Raw genomic sequence first — 3,373 nt, forward strand, 5'->3', positions numbered from 1 at the left:
GGACGTCGCTAGGCAAAAGAAGAACAGCTAATAAGGCTGTTCTTTTTTGTGGAGTTTTGTAAGGGAATCCATAAAGATTATGTAATTCAGCTTTATGAAGACGAACTATAAATAGCATATTAAGCAGCAGACCAAATCATAAATTGATTTGGTCTTTTTATTTGAGTTAGGCGGACACCAGTTCCGCTATGTGTACAAAAATAGGGTAATTTCATATAATTGCGGACATAGATTCCGTTATTGATAAAAAAGCAGAGATTTTCTTGTATTTTTCCAATAATCGCGAACTTAGTGTCCGCATTGGTTTCTTTAACTATCGAATTTAAATGAGTAAGAGCAAAAAAAATCATGCTCAAAGAATTCTCTGAGCATGATTATTTGTATGCATTATTTACTTTTAATTAAATTACTATTTTTTATATGTTTCTTCTCTACATTTTCAGAACTATTTCATGAATATGCCCTTTTTTCAATGCAACCAATGAATTCATGTTTTTCCTTTTGTTAACGTTTGATAAATTAAAAAAGGTCCCTTCTTGGAGGTAATGTTTAAAAAGGACTGAATAAAGGGAAAATCCTGATTGGGCATCATTTTTATTAATTCGCTCCACCATTCCGTTTCATACCGAGCGATCATACTTAAATTATAAAGCAATAAATAGTGGATTAATAATTCCGGGAAAAAATTTAGGCTGTTTTTGATTCTAGGGAAATAAAGCTGTTCATTATCAATATTGAATTTAATTGGGAGCAGATCATTTATGCATGTTGAGTTGATCGTAAAGTGTATAAATTGTTCATCTGCACCTTGTATATCGGCTTTATTTCCGTTATTCCAATATTCTATAAAGCGGGCTTCAGTCATATGAAAGGTGTCTAAAATTTCCTTTGGCAGTAGATGTATTTGATCCTGCTGTTTCATTTGCAAAAATGTTTGTTTCCCCTCTGTTTGTTTGAACATTTGAGTAAGTTCAGGAATCTGAGAAAGTAACTCCCTCATATTTGTTTTTTCACCTTCTAAATGTTTCATGTGAAACAGTTTTTCCCCCATATACGGAAAAAGTCCGCTTTTCTGGATTTTTACCTCATCATGAAAAAAGTGATATTGTTGTTTTTTCCTTTTCCTAGTTGAAACACCATGTGCAAGAACAGTGGTTGTTTCAGGATAATTAGGGTCTACAGTTAAAATACAAGCTTTTATTAAATGAACCATTCCGTAAAATAAAAGAATGGGCTTAATTAATAACGGAGCAAGTTCTGCTTGTTTGTAATAAATTTGTCCATGTTCAAGATAATATATAAAAGGGTAGCTGTTTTCATAACTTTTTTGTTCTGCTGAGTCCAAATGTTGAAGATGATAGCATTTTTTTAGAAAGGATTGTGAGGAGCTTGCCGAAAAATAATATAAAAATGAATCCCAATCTTTATAGTCACGCATTAATAAGCACCTCCGAGTTTTTAGAAAAATCCAACATATTGAAGAATCCTTGACAGTATTTTGCCCAATTGATAACCTACTAATAATATTTTCAAGAATTGGGGGTCAAAAAGATGTGGGAAAGTAAGTTTGTAAAAGAAGGTTTAACTTTTGATGATGTGTTACTTGTTCCTTCTAAATCAGAGGTTCTTCCACGTGATGTGAGTTTAAGTGTTCAGCTTACAGATAAGATTAAGCTTAATATTCCAATTATCAGTGCAGGGATGGACACTGTAACTGAAGCAGAAATGGCTATTGCAATGGCTCGACAAGGTGGATTGGGTGTCATTCATAAAAATATGACGATCGAGCAGCAGGCTGAGCAAGTCGATAAAGTGAAGCGCTCTGAAAGCGGCGTTATTACAGACCCATTTTTCCTTACCCCAGAACAACAAGTATATGATGCCGAGCATTTAATGGGGAAATACCGAATTTCAGGTGTACCTATCGTAAATAATGGTGAAGAGCAAAAACTTGTTGGTATTTTAACAAACCGGGATCTTCGATTTATTTCGGATTATTCGATTATTATTTCTGATGTTATGACAAAGGAAAACCTTGTCACTGCACCTGTGGGAACTACTTTAGAAGAAGCAGAGAGCATTCTTCAAAAGCATAAAATTGAAAAGCTTCCGCTTGTGGACAGTGAAGGGATCCTAAAAGGTTTAATCACTATAAAAGATATTGAAAAAGTGATTGAGTTTCCAAATTCCGCTAAAGATGAGCAGGGCCGCTTGCTAGTTGGGGCTGCTGTTGGCGTAACAAAAGATACAATGATGCGTGTAGCGATGCTTGTTAAATCTCAAGTAGACGTTATTGTAGTAGATACTGCACACGGACATTCAAAAGGAGTAATAGATACTGTTCGTGAAATAAGAAAAACTTACCCTCACCTAGCGATTATTGCGGGAAATGTTGCAACTGCAGAAGCAACAAAGGAATTAATCGAAGCAGGAGCAGATATTGTAAAGGTAGGAATTGGACCTGGCTCCATTTGCACAACTCGAGTAGTTGCCGGAGTAGGCGTTCCTCAAATTACAGCCGTATATGATTGTGCTACTGAGGCAAGAAAGCACGGAAAGTCGATTATTGCTGACGGTGGAATCAAATATTCAGGTGATGTAGTAAAAGCACTTGCTGCTGGTGGACATGCCGTTATGCTTGGCAGTCTATTAGCAGGAGTAACTGAAAGTCCTGGAGAAACGGAAATCTTCCAAGGTCGCCGCTTTAAGGTTTACCGCGGCATGGGTTCTGTTGCTTCGATGGAAAAAGGTTCAAAGGATCGTTATTTCCAAGAAGATAATAAGAAGTTTGTTCCGGAGGGAATAGAAGGCCGATTACCTTATAAAGGGCCGTTAGCAGATACGATTTATCAGCTTGTTGGCGGTCTGCGTTCAGGTATGGGGTATTGTGGAACAAAGGATTTAACGGAATTAAGAGAGAAATCACAATTTATAAGAATGACTGGTGCCGGATTAAAGGAAAGCCATCCGCATGATGTCCAAATTACGAAAGAAGCACCAAACTATTCTTTTTCATAATTCAATATTAGAACGAGTATGTAAGAGCAGAGTAAGCATGAAGCTTCTCTGCTTTTTGTATGAAAAATTTCCAGGTAAGAATAGGTAAATCCTCTGTCTATGTTTTAATGTCGAATTATGATAAAATATCAGACGTGTACTAAAAAGTTGGAGGGCTTTGTATTGAAAAAATTTCGCAAATATGTAGCTAGTATTCTTGCATTCGTGATGGTAATAGGGCTTTTTCCAAGCTTAAATAGAGCCTATGCAGAAGATATTTTAAATGTTAATGGTGATGCTGCTATTCTAGTAGAAGCAGAGACAGGTAAAGTACTTTATTCGAAAAATGCCGACCAAGTTCTTGGTATCGCTAGTA

The 3,373-nt window shown here is 36.1% G+C and carries 2 protein-coding genes and 1 pseudogene; 2 read left to right on the plus strand and 1 reads right to left on the minus strand.

Translation table 11 applies throughout. The features are described 5' to 3' along the window. Positions 1-487: 487 nt before the first annotated feature. The gene (locus V7127_RS20370; RefSeq protein WP_335347014.1) at positions 488-1,438 is read right to left on the minus strand and encodes a YaaC family protein; all 951 of its coding nucleotides are present in this window, start codon (positions 1,436-1,438) and stop codon (positions 488-490) included. A gap of 113 nt (positions 1,439-1,551) precedes the next feature. Here V7127_RS20370 and guaB point away from each other — a divergent pair, with 113 nt between their 5' ends. Together guaB and V7127_RS20380 are read left to right on the plus strand one after the other, a co-directional pair. Then, a complete protein-coding gene (gene guaB / locus V7127_RS20375) occupies positions 1,552-3,018 on the plus strand; it encodes an IMP dehydrogenase (RefSeq protein ID WP_335347015.1) in 1,467 nt (488 codons plus the stop codon). A 207-nt stretch (positions 3,019-3,225) separates the two neighbouring features. Then, a pseudogene (locus tag V7127_RS20380) lies at positions 3,226-3,373 on the plus strand (D-alanyl-D-alanine carboxypeptidase); the annotation flags it as partial.

The sequence above is a fragment of the Bacillus sp. JJ1773 genome, from assembly GCF_036962035.1.
Lineage (GTDB): Bacteria > Bacillota > Bacilli > Bacillales > Cytobacillaceae > Cytobacillus.

Excerpts from the sequence above, each read along its gene's own strand:
- V7127_RS20370 (WP_335347014.1), bottom strand. The coding sequence starts at position 1,438 with ATGCGTGACTATAAAGATTGGGATTCATTTTTATATTATTTTTCGGCA.
- guaB (WP_335347015.1), top strand. The coding sequence starts at position 1,552 with ATGTGGGAAAGTAAGTTTGTAAAAGAAGGTTTAACTTTTGATGATGTG.